Raw genomic sequence first — 14,722 nt, 5'->3', positions numbered from 1 at the left:
CAAAAGCGCCTCGCCGTCCGAAAAACCGGCCCGATCCAGAAAGCCTACAAAACCACACATCAATCTTCTCTTTTTACCAAGGAATCATAAAGCCTTGTATAGGCATCCAATGTCGCATCAAACCCAAAGCCGGTGACAATTCTGTCCCGTGCTGCCATCCCGATCGCGTGCCGCTGAGCGGCACTCAAGTCACCCAGCTCGCTCATCGCGGTTGCCATGGCAGCGACATCGCCGGGTGGCACGATCCGCCCCCGCCCGTCCATCACCCACGCACAATCGCCGACATCGGTGGTTATGCACGGCAGCGCGGTCGCCATCGCTTCACCCAACACGTTTGGAAAGCCTTCGCTGGCGGAAGACAGGCAAAGCAAATCAAAACCGGGCAGAATCTTTTCGATGTCGCCTCGCCGCCCCAGCGAATGCACTCTGCCAGCCGGCAGGCGCGCAAAATGCGCGGCGAGCGCCGGGTTGTCGGCATTCAGCCCCTCCCCGACCAGCGCAATATGCAGTCGCGGATCATGGGCCATGGCCTTCGCGCTGGCGGCGAGAAAGGTCGGGACATCCTTGATCGGATGATAACGACCCACAAAACCTGCAACAATATCGGTGTCGGCGACCGCAAGTGCGCTCCGCATGGTTTGGCGGTGTGCCGCATCCGGTCGCCAGCGGGCGGTATCAAAACCATTCGGGATCACCGTCCCCGACCCTGCCGACCGGAAACCGAAGGCTTCATGATGGTCCCGCGCCTGGAAGCTATTATACACAATGGCATCGGGCCGGGCCGATAGCTTGGCGAGCATCCGTATGACCTGCTGCGTCCCGGGCTTCTCGGTCGCAACGTCATAGAGCGATTGCCGGATATTCCAGGCAACAGACACGCGCGGGCCAGCCATCAGGCCAGCCAGCGATGCGATCAGATTGCCATGATACATCCAACCCTGGATCACATCCGGCCGGAACCGTCGGATGATCCGATAAAGCCGCAGCGGCGCCGACAGCAGTCGCGGGGAACGGCTCAGCTCGAGATGATCGACGCCGATTCCAAGCCCGGCGAGGATGTCGCTATAATGGCCCCTTCCCGACAGCGAAACGACATGCGCATCTTGCCGTTCACCAGGGCGGTCGAGGAGCAGGTTCGCCAGCGATCGCTCAGCGCCTCCCATCTCCAAAGCGGTGATGACGTGCAGGATGCGGGGCACTGCCATTACCGCCAGCAACCGGTCGGACCGCGCGCGACGATCGCGCGGACGCATTGCACAAGGCGACGCGGAGGCAGTTCGATCCTGCCCACAGCCCTAGGTCGCGCGCCCTTCCAAATCCAGTGACGTTTCACCAGGGACTATCCGTTCAACGTGTTCAGATAATAATACCATTGGGCGGCCATATACATCAGAAAAATGACCAGCGTCGGGATGCGTACCGCCGGCCTGGTCATCATGATCGCGGCGATCGCAAACGGGTAGAACATCGCCAGAAAACGGAGCGAATAGAAGGAAGTGAAGATATTGACGAAGACGAGCGCCAGCACGCAAAGCGTAAAGCGTCCTTCAAGAGATCGAAAAGTTTCCCGATAATTCTGCAAGAAGATGGCGAAGAGGATTACCCAGAAACTCATGTAAAGCAGGCCGCTCGACGCATCGGCATATTCGGCGCGCCGATCGCCGACGAATGTCAGGATCGAACCTCTCAACGGTCCGATCATCAGGCCGATCGCGAGCCCGACACCGACGACCAGCGCCAACCGCACCTCCTTCGACCATCCCGACAGCTTGCCGCCCTCGTCAGCCGTGATGCTGCAAAGCACATAAATCGCCAGAAAGATAAGCATCGATGTATGTATGGTCGCCGCAAACAGACACAGAGCGATCGCAATCAGATTGGATTTCGGGCGGAGAAGGTAGACGATATACAGAATTGAAACCGCCAAAGCCGATCTGAGCTGTGAATAGGCAAGATCGAAAACAAGCGGGTTAGCGATTAAAGGAAGGCAAAAATATCCGCCATGGCGATAAAGAATCATCGCGGCAGACACGACCCATATTGTCGATATTATCTGGAAAAATAAGGTATGATCGATAGGAATGACCCCATCCTGGATCATCTTGATCAAAAATTCCCAAGTATATTCCGCGGTAAAATATGACGATAACGTGTCATATTCAAAATAGTTTAATACCGAATCTCCGGTGATAATTTTCTGTGCGTATATTTCCCGATCCCAAAGCATCTTGTTGGTTGCCGATAACAAGATGTCAGACCATGGGATGAGAGAAATCATCACCATAATCAGTGCAGGAATGATATATGATTTACCGCTGCGATACTTAGGTGAATTATATTGATTTACTTCACGCATCGAGCAATAGCTTTACTGAAATTTTGACTGCAGGAAGTTTCACGGTGAAAATTCTTTTCCTGACTTCGTCCATGGGAGGGGGTGGCGCTGAACGGGTGGCCGCGCTGCTCGCCAACGCCTGGACCGCCCGCGGGCATGACGTCACTCTTATGCCGACTTTCTCAGCCCGCGGAGAGTGTGTCTATCAGTTAGCGGAAAGGGTCGAACTGGAGTTTCTTTCGGATCACTGCAAAGCTGGGGCAAGCCGGCTCGCGCGGCTCAAAATCTTGCGCCGGTTCATAGGGGCGTTGCGGCCCCATGTCATCGTTTCATTTTTGCCCCACGTGAACATTGGCGCGCTGATTGCCGCCAAGGGCACCGGCATTCCTGTCATCGCCTGCGAACGCACCTATCCGCCGCGGCTCATGCCACCACTCCCCCGTTCCTACCGCATCCTTCGTCGCTTGACCTATCCTTGGGCGGCCGCGCTCGTGGCGCAAACCGAAGCGACAGCCGATTGGTTGCGGCGGCGCGCGCGCCGGACAAAGACCGTGGTCATTTCCAATCCCATTGCCTTGCCGATGGTCGATGCGGACCCCGTCATCCCGTCGGCAGCTTTGTTGAAGTCGGGGGATCGGGTCATATTGTGGGTGGGCCGGATGGACGCCGCCAAACGCCCTGACATCATGGTCGACGCCTTCACCAGGCTCGCGGGCGCCGCCAAACAATGGAAACTTGTCATGCTGGGTGACGGTCCGCTGCGCCCAATGCTGCAAGCCAGGCTCGCGGAGCGGGAGCTCGACGGACGCATATTCCTGCCCGGCTTCGCCGGTAATCTCGCCAGCTGGTACGGCCGCGCCGACCTGTATGTCATGACCTCCAGCTACGAAGGCTTTCCGAACAGCCTGCTGGAGGCGATGGCGCATGGCGTGGCATCGGTGGCGTTCGACGTCGAAACCGGCCCCGCACAATTGAGCGATGGCGGACGCCGATTGCGGTTGCTGCCCGACAACAGCCATGTGGAGCGGCTTCAGAAGACCCTGCAGGATCTGATGACCGACGATCCGCAGCGCGCAGCGCTGTCGCGCACCGCTCGCGAGGTCGCCGATGTTTATTCGCTCGATGTGATCTTGTCGGAGTGGGATAGCCTGCTTCGCGACGTCGCGGCCGAGGATCAAACGGTCGCAGACCCCATCTCGTCATAGAGGAACGCCGCAACACCGATCGGCCAGGCGAGCAACTTCAGCGTCCAGCCGACAAGCGTTTTGGGAGGGTGCCGCACGGTTCGGCCGCTCCGGTGCAGATGCCACGCAAAGCGTGTGTGATTGGCGGCGATCTTCACCACTTCGGTTGGCGCCTTCGCAAACCAGCGCCAGTCGTGATCCAGAAATGCCGCAGCAGCATAGCATTGCCCTTCGGCAACACCGCGCATTTTGGCCACCGTCTTCTGGCTATGAATCAGCGAATCCGGCTCGACATGATAGATGCGCACGACATCATTGACGTAGCGGGTCCGATATTTTCGGGCGATCGCGTTCCAGATCAGCCCTTCGCCAACCAGCCCCTGAATGAACTCGGGAAAGGGATAGTCCCGAAGCACCGCCAACCGCTGAAAGCCCCATTTTTCGCCGCCGATACCGTCGCCCAGCGTCGATGACAGCGTGTCGCTGTCATACGGGCTGGTGGGATAGCGGTCGCCGACGATCGCGCCCGCTTCGTCGATGCACAGCCCGGTAATCCCGACATAGGCATCGCGATCCCCTTCCGGGATCGCGGCCCAACGATCGCGAAAAATCTGGAGCGCGTCAGCCGGCGCCGTATCATCGCTGTCCCAGCACAGGAACAATTCGCCCCGCGCCTCGCGAACGCCGCGATTGAACGCGGTCTTCTTGTGCCCGTTGGGCTGATGGAAATAGCGGATCGCGAAATCGGCCTCGCGCGCCCATGCCTTGACCAGTTCAGCGGTATTGTCGGTCGATCCGTCATCGACGACGACCCATTCGAAATCGCGGAAAATCTGCGCCGCGATGCTTTCGTAAACCCGCGGCAACGTGTGCGCGCGGTTATAGCTGGGGGTGAAAATCGTAAAGAGCGGCGCCGCCATGATTATTCGGCCAGCAGGCGCTGGGCTTGGGGATCACGCGACGCGAGGATGTTCTGCACCATCGGAAAGGGATGATCGCGATCCGTGACCGGATGCCATGCGCCATCAGCCTTTGCCTTATCCAGCGCAAAGATCGCGAAGCCCTGCGCGATCAACAGGTCGTGGATATCAGCATAACGATAGCCGAATTGCGCGAAATGCACGTCGCCAACCTCGATGAGCAGATGCCGGGTCCGCCCCAGTGATTTCTGGAGCCCTTTCAAAACAAAAAACTCGAATCCCTCGACATCGATCTTGATGAGATCGATGTCCTCGTCGGGCAGCAACATCTGCGCCGGAATCGTCGGGACGACGATCTCGCCATGACCAATCTGATTCATGTCGTCGGATCGCATGTCGCTAAAACGCGCCCAGCCAAAATCTTCGCCGCAAGCCGCGTTCACCGGGTGAATATTGGGTGTTTGGTTCAATCGCAAGTTTTGCGACATCAGCCCAAAGATCCGCGGATGCGCCTCAAACGCAAAGACTTTTCCATCCGGCCCAACGGCTTTTGCACCCGCAAGAACGAGATCGCCGATATTGGCACCGATATCGACATAGGTGCCGCCCGGTTTCAGCAGCGACTGGATGATATCGACATCGTCCGACCGTTCGTTGGCGTAAAGCCAGAGCGTCATGGACAGCGCCGTGTTGAAGAAATGCAGCTGATAGCCGCGGCGCTGAATCTTGAAACCCAGCTTTTCGGCAAGGCCGGAACGCGCCAACAGGCGCGAAGCCAGAAAGCGCATGGGCTGCCGCTCTTCACCCAGTCGTTTGACGATATGCGAAATTTGCATGCTTACTCCATGTTCGTTCTGAGTGGTGCCGCGCTTCCGGCCTTGGGCGCGCGCCCAAATACCGCGCAATTGATCCCGAGCGTCCTGTACACGGCACGAAAGGCGAGCGCACGATAACTGACCAGAGCGATCGAGGCCGCGAGCGCTGCCCCGGTCAATCCCAAGAGGGGGATGAGGACCAGGCAGAGGATCAACGATATTGCCAGGCCAATGCCGACGAGCGCGGTGATCCGGTTGTGGTGGCCCGTCATGTTAAGCAGATAGACCGGATCACCAAAGAAGAAGGTGGCGAAATGACCCGCAGCCAGGATCGAAAGCGCCAGGCCGGCGCCGGCATATTCGGCCCCAAAAACCAGCGTGATAATCTGTTCTGAAAAGATGATGAGGGGGATCGCGGTCGCGGCGCCGGCCAGCATGATCAGTCGGCCAGTTTGCCGGACAAGGCGTTGCAACAGCTGATGCTCGCCCGCCGCGAACAGCCGGGCATATTCGGGCGCGAGCACGATCGTGGCGGCGCCATAGGCAAACGCAACGAGCAACCCGCCCTCCACCGCCACGCGGTAAAGGCCCACCGCCGCTTCGTCGGCGATCAGGCCGAGCACCAGCAGGTCGACCCGCATCAACGCCATATAGACCAGCGCGTTCAGCATGAAGCCGAGGCCCGTTTGCAACAGTTCCCCCGCTCCGCGCACCTGGCTGGCGTCGTCGACGACGTGATGACGCAGCAGCGACCACAAATGGCCGCCCGCGATCAGCAACAAAAGCGTAACCGCTATAAAACGCCCCTCGACCGCGATGTCGGCATCGTAGCGGTTCAGGGCGAGCATGAGCGCCGCGCTGATCAGCAACGTCGCCCCCGACAGCAGCAACGTTCCATAGAGTTGGAACGACAGGGTGCGCCCGAGCCCCCGCAAAACGCCGATCGTCACTTCAAAAAACGCCGCGGGCACGATCAGCCACAGACCGAATTTCATCAACTCGCCCAGCGACGTCTGCGGCGCCAATTGCAAGGCCACTTGCCCGATCAGGACGATCGCGAGCGCGGCGGCGCCGACGAGCAGATAGCCTTTACGAATTGTCGCGCGAACATTCACGGCGGTCGCACTGCCGCGCGATGCCGCGATGTCGCGCGTCAACAGTTCGGGCAAACCCAGCCTTGCCGGCAGCAACAGCAACCCGATGGCCGCAATGACGAAGGAATAGGCGCCGAATTGCGCGGGGCCGAGCCAACGCGCAAATATGATGCCCACGCCAACCGCAACAGCACGATCAACCAGGCTCACGGCGCCGACGCCGGCGGCTTGCTGAATGAAGGAACGGAGTTGCATACAGATTGAGCCCGTATTTGCGCGCCGGTTTACAGGCGCAAATCGCTTTCGGCGAGCGGCAGGATGCCCTTTACGTCGACCAGAATGGCGTCCGCTTTGCCAAAGACCCGCAGCGCGGCGCTTCCTCCTTCGGCAAATTCACGATGCGCGACCGCCAGGACCACGGCGTCATAGTCGCCCGCGGCCGGATCGGTCAGGTCGATCCCATATTCATGCTGCGCTTCGGCGGCATCGACCCACGGATCGTGGACATCGACCTGTGCGCCATATTCCTTCAGTTCCGACACAACATCAACGACGCGGGTGTTGCGAATGTCGGGGCAATTCTCTTTGAACGCCAGCCCGAGCATCAGGATGCGGGCGCCCTGCACCGGCAGGTTGCGCTTGATCATCAGGCGGACGATCTGACTGGCGATATAGCCCCCCATCCCGTCGTTGACCCGGCGTCCGGCCAGGATGACTTCGGGGTGATAGCCGACCGACTGGGCCTTGTGGGTCAAATAATAGGGGTCGACGCCGATGCAGTGTCCCCCGACCAGGCCGGGGGTGAATTTCAGGAAGTTCCATTTGGTGCCCGCGGCGGCGAGCACGCTGTGGGTGTCGATGTCGAGTTTGCCGAAGATGATCGACAGCTCGTTCATCAACGCGATGTTCAGATCGCGCTGGGTGTTTTCGATCACCTTCGCGGCCTCGGCCACCTTGATGCTCTGGGCCATGAAGGTGCCCGCGGTGATGATCTCGCCGTACAGGCGATCGACCCATTGCGCCGCTTCGGGCGTCGAACCGCTCGTCACCTTGCGGATCGACGGCAGGCGATGCTCCTTGTCACCGGGATTGATCCGTTCGGGGCTATAGCCGCAGAAAAAATCATGGTTGAAGGTCAGGCCGCTGACCCGCTCCAGGATCGGCACGCAATCCTCTTCGGTACAGCCCGGATAGACGGTGCTTTCATAAATCACGACGTCGCCGCGCTTCAGCGCGCGGCCGACGGTCTCCGACGCCTTGATCAGCGGGGTCAGGTCGGGGCGCTTATGCTGGTCGATCGGCGTCGGCACGGTAACGATGAAGACACGCGCCTGCGCCAGATCGGCCGGATCATGCGAAAAACGCAACTGGCTCGCCGCGGCCAGCTCGTCCGCGGTCGTTTCCAGCGTATCATCGCGTCCCTCGCGGAGCGCCGCGATCCGCGAAACATTGATGTCGAACCCGACGACCGAACGCCGACGGCCGAACTCGACGGCCAGCGGCAACCCGACATAGCCGAGACCAAGCACGGCGATGGCAGCAGAGTCAAAATCGGGAAGCGATGCGGGGGAAGTCTCGCTCATTTTTGAAAATAATCCCTATACCAGGCAACGAATTGGCGGACGCCGTCGCGAAAATCGGTTTGCGGTCGATAGCCGGTCAAGCGTTCGAGCAGACTGGCATCGGCCCAGGTCGCCGGGACATCGCCCATCTGCATCGGCATCAGATTGCGCTTTGCGGTCATCCCGAGCGTTTCCTCGATCGCCGCCACGAAATCGAGCAGCCGAACCTTGTCATTGTTGCCGATGTTGACGATGCGGAACGGCGCGACGGGCGACAGGCTGTCGCCGGGTTCGATATCGGCGGCGCTTGCCGGACGTTCGGGCACGGCGTCGATCAGCAGCCGGATGGCGCGGACCAGATCCTCGACATAGGTGAAGTCGCGGTACATGTCGCCGTTGTTGTAAAGGTCGATCGGCCGACCATCCAGCATGGCATCGACAAATTTGTAGAGCGCCATGTCGGGCCGCCCCCACGGGCCATAGACGGTGAAGAAACGGAACATCGTCGTCGGCACGTTCCACAGATGGGCATGGGCATGCGCCATCGATTCGGTCGCCTTCTTGGTCGCCGCGTAAATGGTCAGCGGCGTGTCGGCCTTTTCGGTCTCTACGAACGGCATTTCCTCGTTGGCGCCATAGACTGACGACGTCGACGCCATCAGCAGATGCGCCACCTGGTTGCGGCGCGCCGCGTCCATCACGTTGAACGTGCCCACGACATTGGCCGAGATATAGGCATGGGGGTTTTCAAGCGAATAGCGCACGCCGGCCTGCGCCGCGAGATGGACGATCACATCGGGTTTGAAATCGTCGATCGCATCGTCGACCCGCGCGCGATCCTCGAGCATCGCTTCGACCGCGCGGAAATGCTGATTCTGCATCAGAACCTGGTGTCGGCGACGCTTCAGATTGACGTCGTAATAATCGGTCATCCCGTCGAAGCCGGCGACCTCATACCCTTCCGCCAGCAACAGCTTGGCGAGATGAAAACCGATAAAGCCGGCGGTGCCGGTCACGAATATTTTGCGTCGCACGTAAATCTCCGAAAGACGGGGTTAGTTTCGGGCGGGAAGCCGTGCCGGGCGGCTTGAGCCCGCTACCTGGCGCTGAAGGCTCAGTTGGTCGAGCGTGATATCGACGCCGGAATCGACATTGGTGGCGTCGAGTTCGACCTCGAACCAGTACCAACGGCAAGGCGACGCCGGTAAATTGATTGTCTGGCTGCCGACCCCTTCGGCAAGCCGCCCTGAATCGGCTGACTTGCCGCCACTGATGCCGAGATCGGTACACGACAGACGGTAACGCAGCTCGGCGCCGGGCGACGCCTTCAGTCCGGCCAGTTTCCAGCTCAGCTGATAGCGCCCCGGCGTCAGGGCCGTGATCTGGCGTACGGCGACTCCGCTCGATGACGGCAGACTGGAAAGCAGCAAGCTGCCCTTTGCCGGATCGATGCTCACACCGATTTCACCGCTCTGCATCATTTCCCAATCGACGGGTGAAAAGCGCGGAACTTGCGAAAAATCCGGGTTTACGAGGCTATCGCCGAGCGTCGTTTTCAGCCCGAGCGCCCGCGCCAGATCGGACGCGATATCATATTGGCTCGACTCCACCAGTCGACTGACGAGCAACGCGTCGGTTTCAAGCGGTTTGCGCTGGTTCCAGGGGGGCCGCGTGATACGAAGTCGCAATTCGCCGACCTGCGGCACGGCTTGCGAGAAGCGGAGCGCGGCTGCCCAATATTCGTCAGCCCAATCGGGGGCGCGGCCCAGCATCGGAGCCAATGCCTGAATCGCAGCCGGATTGAGCGTCGCGGTAGCCAGCCGCTCCAGGTAAAAGCTGCGGACCTCGGTGCTGACCGCCATCGCGCGATCGAACAGCTTGATCACGCGGTCGGGACGGTTTTTCGGCAACTCCTCGTCGATCAGCATCGCGTTGATCAGCCGGTCACGCCGCGTGACCTTGCCCGCGAGTTGCAGCAGCGCCTGGGATTGCTGCCGGTCACCGTCCGCCGCCAGCCCGGCGATCAAGATCGGCAAGGCGTTTGCCGCCATCGGCTCCGCGGCAAAGGCGCGCTCGGCCAGACGGCGCTCAGGCGCGCCTGGGCGGGCTTTCGGGTTTTTGACGAGACGGGAACCATAAAGGGCCCGCGCGACGCCCGCCTGCGCCAGTCCCTGTGGCGGCACGCCAACGGCCATCGCAACGGCCGGTTTGCGCGTCTGGTTCGCGATCGCGAAGCTCGTCGCGCCAACCGCGACGGCCGCCAGAGCGCCCATCCCCAACACAAGATATCGTCTGTCCATTTTCACGCGCCAACCGCTTTCCGACCTGGGACGTTAATCAGACTTCTCCGCGTTCTTGTCCGCGCCATAGCCATAGCCGTAGCCATAGCCGTAACCATAGCCGTAACCGTAGATCTCGTTCCGGCGGCTGACCTTGGTAACCAACGCACCAAAGATCTGGGCGTCCGACTGCCGCAGGCGGTTGAGCGCCGATTTGATCGCCCGCGAGCTGTTGCTCGACGCATCGATCGTGAAGATGAGCCCTTCGACGCGACGTGAGAGCAGCGGCGCATCGGCGAGCCCAAGGACCGGCGGGGAATCGAGAATGACATGGTCATATTCGTTCTGGAGCAATTCGATCAGCTGCCCGAGCCGCGACGAGCTGAACAGTTCGGCCGCATTGGGCGGGGTGGGGCCCGCGAGCATATAGTCGAAGCCGAAGGTATCCGACGTCGCAATCAAGCTGGTCACGTCGTCCGAACCGGTCAGATAGTTGCTCAAACCCTGCTTGTTCTCGATCCCGAGCATCTCGTTCAGCGATGGGCTGCGGATGTCGGCATCGATCAAGATGATCTTTTTGCCGGTTGACGCGAACACATGCGCGACGCTCAGCGCCGAGCTGCTCTTGCCTTCCGCCGGCCGCGTCGACGTCAACAGGAAGCTACGCGGCGCGCCGTGATGGGTCAGGAAGGTCAGGTTAGTCTGCGCGGCCAGATAGGCTTCGTAAACCATGGACTTCTTGTCGAGCAGAAGGTTTTGGAAGTCATCCGATTCCACGCGGGGAATCGAACCGAGCAACGGCAAGCCGAAGCGCTCGTTGACTTCCGCCGGATCGCGGATCGACTGGTCGAGTTGTTCGAGGATGAACACGAGGCCGCCGGCGAGCAAAAATCCTGCGATGATCGACAACAACAGGTTCAGGAACAGCTTCGGACTCGACGGCGCATTGGGCACCGTCGCTTGATCGACGACGGCAATATTGTTCGTCCCAACACCGGCAACGCCGATTTCCTTGTAGCGCTGAAGCAGGCCGTCATAGAGTTGCCGATTGGTGTCAACCTCGCGCTGCAAGATCGTATATTCGATCGATCGGCGCTGTTGACTACGATAATCACCGGTGACGCGATCGAGTTCGGCCATCAGGTCGCGTTCGCGTTTGACAGCACTGTTATAGGACTCGCGGTTGACGGTTTGTGTCCGCCCGGATTCCGTTGCCAACGAGCGACTGATGCTTTCGAGTTGCTCGCGCTTGGCGATCAATTCAGGATAATCTTCGCCAAAGGTCGACCGCAGCTGGGCCAGCTCGGCGGTCACCTCTGCGCGGCGCTGCCGCAGGATGCTGACAGCATTATTGCCGGCCGCGTCGGCGACTGCCGTCGAATTGGCAATCTGGCTTTCCGCCGCGATCCGCGCATCGCGTGCCGCAGACAGTGCTTGGCTGATCTGTTCGATGTCCGCCGATACCAGCGTGCGCTCTACCGTCGTGCGGCCGTTGGCATCGCTGCGCCCCTGCAGCGTGATGATGTCATTGTTGGTCGCATAATTGATCAGCTCACGCTCAGAATCTTCAAGATTTCGGCGCAAGCTGACGATGCGCTCTTCGAGGAAGCGCCGCGCATCGCTGGTCGCGGCATAGCGACGGTCAAGGCTCGCGGCCACGAACTGCTTCACCCAAAGGTTGGTCAGACGCGCCGACAAGGCAGGCGAAGGCGTCGAAAAGCTGACGTCCACCAGGCTCGATGTTCGCACGGGCGTGATGGTGACCGCATCCATCAGGATACGCGCTGCCCGCTCCGCCATGCGCTGGCGCGCCTCGCTGGTGCGCACGTCGCCGTCTTCCGCCTCGTCCAAACCGTAGAGCTTGACGAATTCTTCGTCATTGAGGAGGTTGCCGGCCCGCACCGCACGCTCCGACAGCGAGCGCGATTCCAGCAGATTATATTGGGTGTTGTAGAAGGCGATCTCGTTCGTCAGATTCTTTTCGCGCGCCCCCTCGACCTCGGTCTCGACCGGCGCCTGCGGCGAAATTTCGACGCGCGAGGTGCTCGTGTAAAGCGGCGTGGTCAGAAACGTCGCGATCAGGCCGAGCGCGACGCAGCCAAGAACGGCACCCAGAACCCACGCCTTGTGATTGAGCAGCGCGACAAAGGCGCGCTCGAGCATATGCATGTCGAAAAATCCGCCCTGATAGGACGCTTCACGCGTGTCCATATCGGGAAGTCGCGGATTTATCGCCGAACGCCCGGCTTTTACACTGTCCATCTGTTTTGCTGTCCGTCTTAGATCTGGTTGCCGAGGATGATGAGCGGCGTGGTCAGCAGCGTCGATGCCTTCAAAATATTGTCGAACATCCGGCGCTGCGGGGAATCGCCCACTACTACGACGTCATTGGGATAAATCTCCGGGTCGCCGTAATTGCCGCGGCGGATCGCCTGAAGGTTATAGGCGCCGACATATTGCTGTCCCTCGACCTTGCGAAAGATCAGCACCTCATCGAGCTTTGAAAATTCGGTCGTGCCACCGGCTAGCGCGATAGCGCGCATCAGCGTCACCTTGCCATAGATCGGGAATTGCCCGGGTTTCGTGACTTCGCCATCAACCGTTACCGACTGGGCCAGCATGAGCGCGGGATTTGTCGGCACCTTGAAATTCACGCTGACGTTCGGGTTGCGAATAAAGCGTCCAGCCAGGCGCTGTTCGATCTCGCGCGCCACTTGATCGGGCGTTTTTCCCGCACCATCGACCAGCCCCACGAGCGGGAAATTGAACTTTCCTTCGCCGTCGGTCAGCACGTCGCGCTGAAGATCGCGAACGCCATAAACATCGACGGCAAGCTCCGTGAACGGCCCGACAAAGGACTGCCGCGACGTCTGGCGCGTATCATTGCCGCCCGGGGTTGGCAGGTCGGTCAGCAACGTCACGCCCGACGCCGGGTTAACCGCCACCGGTCCAGGAGCCTTTGAACAGCCCGACAGCGCTATCACCGCGACAACAAAAAGGATTCGCAGGCCATTCATAAATGAAGATTCCAGACCGAGGATTATTAGGTAAATGAAAAACGCCCATAGTCAGAAACGAGGGGATACGGAAGCCCGCTAGTCCCTTTTTCCCAATCTGTCCCCGTCGGATCGAGCCCGGACGAGGATCACGACCAGAAACGCGACCACCATCATCAAAGACGGTTGCCGCAGCGGATAATCGACGAGACTCCCGATCGCGAGGAAGACAAAGCAGGTCGACAACGCCACCTGTTCGATCGTTGCAATTCCGCCCGAACTCGGACGTTTGCGCAGCGCGGCAAGGATCGACCATGCAAGCCATCCGATTGCGGCGAGCGCGACCAGCACTGCCGGCAGCCCGCCCTCGATCGGAAACTGCAGCCAGTCGTTATGCGCATGATTGAAATATGTAGGACGCAACAGCGCGTCGGGCTCCACGATCTGGAAGACCTTGGCAAAGGAACCAAAGCCCGATCCCCACAGCCATTGGCCCCGCAGCAATTCCGTTACGGTGGACAGCGCCTCCAGCCGCATCTCCGCGGCGGCGTCGCCGGAACTTCCGAGCATCCGGGTGACCGAACTCGCCCGGCCCGACAAATAGGAAATCAGGCCAACGACCGCCACGATGACGATAGGCGCAACGGTAAGCGCGATCCGAACCACCCTGTCCCAGCGCGCCGACTTTGCTGTGCGCAATTGATTCACCGGCTGATGGCGAAACCGATACCCCCAGCGGATGACGACGAAAGTCAAAATGAGCGCCAATGTGCCGCAAAGCAGTCCCAGGCGCGAACCGGTGATCAGAATCAAGACGAAAAACAGCGCAATACTGCTGCCCAACGCCGCTATGATGAGCGGCTTTCGCTGTTTGCGGGACATTTCCTTGACGATCAGCCAGCCCGCCGCAACAATCGCCAAGGCCAGCAAAAAAGCCTGATGATTGCGATTGGCAAAAAGCCCGACCAGCCCCTCTTCATTGGTAATCCGGTAAAGATAAAAGACGCTGCGCGGTCCCGCGACAAACTGCATCAGGGCAAATGCCGACGAAACGACGGCGAAACCCCAGACAAGCCACCACAGGCGCTCACGCTGCTCGGCAGGCGCCGCGGCCGCAACCAGCAGCGCCCCGAATGGAACGACAAGCGATAACAGGCTGTTGAGAGTCAGCGATGGCGTGAGACTGATCGGCCGCCACCGGTCGCCGTGCCCGAGCAGCTCGTCCATTTTGAAAACGATGTCTCGGTTTGGCAGGCCCCGCCAGACATCCGACGGCAGCGGGATAAGCTGAACCACCATCCAAACCGCCAGCGCCGCGAGAAGCAATAGCGGTATCCTGATCGACCGCCAGGCCGCGGCGGGCGTACTCACGAGCGCCGCAAAGGCCAACAGGACAACGAATGCGCGCAGAAAAGGCAGCGACGCGACGTCGCTGCGCGATGAACCGCCCATCAACGCGATGATCACGACGAACGCCGCAAGCATCACCCACCTGCCGCTCGCTGACATATCGCCAGAAAGGCTGAACAGAGGCCCC

The 14,722-nt window shown here is 60.1% G+C and carries 13 protein-coding genes; 2 read left to right on the top strand and 11 right to left on the bottom strand.

The window, feature by feature from the left end; genetic code table 11:
- Nucleotides 1–59: 59 nt before the first annotated feature.
- Both FFS68_RS02125 and FFS68_RS02120 read right to left on the bottom strand, forming a co-directional pair.
- The gene (locus FFS68_RS02125; protein WP_171003709.1) at nt 60–1,205 is read right to left on the bottom strand and encodes a glycosyltransferase; all 1,146 of its coding nucleotides are present in this window, start codon (nt 1,203–1,205) and stop codon (nt 60–62) included.
- Nucleotides 1,206–1,339: 134 nt separating this feature from the next.
- Nucleotides 1,340–2,356, bottom strand: a complete 1,017-nt coding sequence (locus tag FFS68_RS02120) for an EpsG family protein (RefSeq protein WP_137751650.1) — start codon at nt 2,354–2,356, stop codon at nt 1,340–1,342.
- Between FFS68_RS02120 and FFS68_RS02115 the strand changes: the two genes are divergently transcribed.
- Nucleotides 2,329–3,540, top strand: a complete 1,212-nt coding sequence (locus tag FFS68_RS02115) for a glycosyltransferase family 4 protein (protein ID WP_137751649.1) — start codon at nt 2,329–2,331, stop codon at nt 3,538–3,540. The genes FFS68_RS02120 and FFS68_RS02115 overlap by 28 nt on opposite strands.
- On the opposite strand, the gene FFS68_RS02110 is transcribed toward FFS68_RS02115, so the two are convergent.
- The 7 genes from FFS68_RS02110 to FFS68_RS02080 are packed head-to-tail and all read right to left on the bottom strand — an operon-like array spanning nt 3,510 to nt 12,091.
- Nucleotides 3,510–4,439 carry a glycosyltransferase family A protein gene (locus FFS68_RS02110; RefSeq protein WP_137751648.1) on the bottom strand — a complete coding sequence of 310 codons (930 nt, stop codon included), beginning with the start codon at nt 4,437–4,439 and terminating at the stop codon, nt 3,510–3,512. The genes FFS68_RS02115 and FFS68_RS02110 overlap by 31 nt on opposite strands.
- Nucleotides 4,440–4,441: 2 nt before the next feature.
- The gene (locus tag FFS68_RS02105; protein ID WP_137751647.1) at nt 4,442–5,275 is read right to left on the bottom strand and encodes an FkbM family methyltransferase; all 834 of its coding nucleotides are present in this window, start codon (nt 5,273–5,275) and stop codon (nt 4,442–4,444) included.
- A 2-nt stretch (nt 5,276–5,277) separates the two neighbouring features.
- Nucleotides 5,278–6,603, bottom strand: a complete 1,326-nt coding sequence (locus FFS68_RS02100) for an oligosaccharide flippase family protein (RefSeq protein ID WP_137751646.1) — start codon at nt 6,601–6,603, stop codon at nt 5,278–5,280.
- 29 nt (nt 6,604–6,632) lie between these two features.
- Nucleotides 6,633–7,931 carry a Vi polysaccharide biosynthesis UDP-N-acetylglucosamine C-6 dehydrogenase TviB gene (gene tviB / locus FFS68_RS02095; protein WP_137751645.1) on the bottom strand — a complete coding sequence of 433 codons (1,299 nt, stop codon included), beginning with the start codon at nt 7,929–7,931 and terminating at the stop codon, nt 6,633–6,635.
- Nucleotides 7,928–8,944, bottom strand: coding sequence for an SDR family NAD(P)-dependent oxidoreductase (locus FFS68_RS02090; protein ID WP_137751644.1), 1,017 nt, complete (start codon nt 8,942–8,944; stop codon nt 7,928–7,930). The genes tviB and FFS68_RS02090 overlap by 4 nt, the downstream gene beginning before the upstream one ends.
- A 21-nt stretch (nt 8,945–8,965) precedes the next feature.
- Complete coding sequence (locus FFS68_RS02085) at nt 8,966–10,210, bottom strand: hypothetical protein (protein WP_137751643.1); 1,245 nt, start codon at nt 10,208–10,210, stop codon at nt 8,966–8,968.
- A 33-nt stretch (nt 10,211–10,243) separates the two neighbouring features.
- Entirely contained in the window at nt 10,244–12,091 is a 1,848-nt protein-coding gene (locus tag FFS68_RS02080; protein ID WP_249339983.1) for a polysaccharide biosynthesis tyrosine autokinase, read from the bottom strand.
- 39 nt (nt 12,092–12,130) lie between these two features.
- Here FFS68_RS02080 and FFS68_RS18080 point away from each other — a divergent pair, with 39 nt between their 5' ends.
- A complete protein-coding gene (locus FFS68_RS18080) occupies nt 12,131–12,472 on the top strand; it encodes a hypothetical protein (protein ID WP_249339982.1) in 342 nt (113 codons plus the stop codon).
- Here the strand turns inward: FFS68_RS18080 and FFS68_RS02075 are convergent.
- Both FFS68_RS02075 and FFS68_RS02070 read right to left on the bottom strand, forming a co-directional pair.
- On the bottom strand, nt 12,469–13,206 hold the full coding sequence (locus FFS68_RS02075) for a polysaccharide biosynthesis/export family protein (protein ID WP_249339981.1): 738 nt from the start codon (nt 13,204–13,206) through the stop codon (nt 12,469–12,471). The genes FFS68_RS18080 and FFS68_RS02075 overlap by 4 nt on opposite strands.
- 78 nt (nt 13,207–13,284) lie before the next feature.
- Nucleotides 13,285–14,670 (bottom strand): O-antigen ligase family protein, encoded by a 1,386-nt coding sequence (locus tag FFS68_RS02070; RefSeq protein ID WP_171003707.1) that lies wholly within the window; start codon nt 14,668–14,670, stop codon nt 13,285–13,287.
- Nucleotides 14,671–14,722: the final 52 nt, after the last annotated feature.

Source organism: Sphingopyxis sp. L1A2A (genome assembly GCF_005502465.1).
Classification (GTDB): Bacteria; Pseudomonadota; Alphaproteobacteria; order Sphingomonadales; family Sphingomonadaceae; genus Sphingopyxis.
The sequence above is the reverse complement of the archived record's forward strand: the minus strand, read 5'-3'. Positions and strand labels throughout refer to the sequence as shown.

What these genes read in the sequence shown, in the direction of transcription:
- FFS68_RS02105 (WP_137751647.1), bottom strand. Translation starts at nt 5,275, where the DNA reads ATGCAAATTTCGCATATCGTCAAACGACTGGGTGAAGAGCGGCAGCCC.
- FFS68_RS02120 (WP_137751650.1), bottom strand. Translation starts at nt 2,356, where the DNA reads ATGCGTGAAGTAAATCAATATAATTCACCTAAGTATCGCAGCGGTAAA.
- FFS68_RS02075 (WP_249339981.1), bottom strand. Translation starts at nt 13,206, where the DNA reads ATGAATGGCCTGCGAATCCTTTTTGTTGTCGCGGTGATAGCGCTGTCG.
- FFS68_RS02070 (WP_171003707.1), bottom strand. Translation starts at nt 14,670, where the DNA reads ATGCTTGCGGCGTTCGTCGTGATCATCGCGTTGATGGGCGGTTCATCG.
- FFS68_RS02110 (WP_137751648.1), bottom strand. Translation starts at nt 4,439, where the DNA reads ATGGCGGCGCCGCTCTTTACGATTTTCACCCCCAGCTATAACCGCGCG.
- FFS68_RS02100 (WP_137751646.1), bottom strand. Translation starts at nt 6,603, where the DNA reads ATGCAACTCCGTTCCTTCATTCAGCAAGCCGCCGGCGTCGGCGCCGTG.
- tviB (WP_137751645.1), bottom strand. Translation starts at nt 7,931, where the DNA reads ATGAGCGAGACTTCCCCCGCATCGCTTCCCGATTTTGACTCTGCTGCC.
- FFS68_RS02085 (WP_137751643.1), bottom strand. Translation starts at nt 10,210, where the DNA reads ATGGACAGACGATATCTTGTGTTGGGGATGGGCGCTCTGGCGGCCGTC.
- FFS68_RS02125 (WP_171003709.1), bottom strand. Translation starts at nt 1,205, where the DNA reads ATGGCAGTGCCCCGCATCCTGCACGTCATCACCGCTTTGGAGATGGGA.